Source organism: Rhodococcus sp. B10 (genome assembly GCF_011770055.1).
Taxonomy (GTDB): domain Bacteria; phylum Actinomycetota; class Actinomycetes; order Mycobacteriales; family Mycobacteriaceae; genus Rhodococcoides; species Rhodococcoides kyotonensis_B.
In genome coordinates this window covers 1-258 of sequence record NZ_JAAFYV010000145.1, presented here as the reverse complement: position 1 = coordinate 258, position 258 = coordinate 1, and the positions used below count along the sequence as shown (strand labels likewise).

At 54.7% G+C, this 258-nt stretch carries 1 rRNA gene; it reads left to right on the top strand.

The features are described 5' to 3' along the window. Positions 1-258 (top strand): 23S ribosomal RNA (locus tag RhoFasB10_RS26065); the annotation flags it as partial.

Sequence of the window (258 nt, the reverse complement as noted above, 5' to 3'; positions counted from 1 at the left end):
TATGGAGGGTTGTGGGGTTTGCATGTGATGGTTCTGCCGGACTGTCCGACAGTGATAAATCATGGTGTTAGTCGAAGTGGTCTGGAACGGCCTGTCGTAGAGGGTGAGAGTCCCGTAGACGAAAACACCCATGACTGTCGAGTGTGGATGCCCAAGTAGCAGCGGGCCCGTGAAATCTGCTGTGAATCTGTCGGGACCACCCGATAAGCCTGAATACTCCCTGGTGACCGATAGCGGACTAGTACCGTGAGGGAAAGG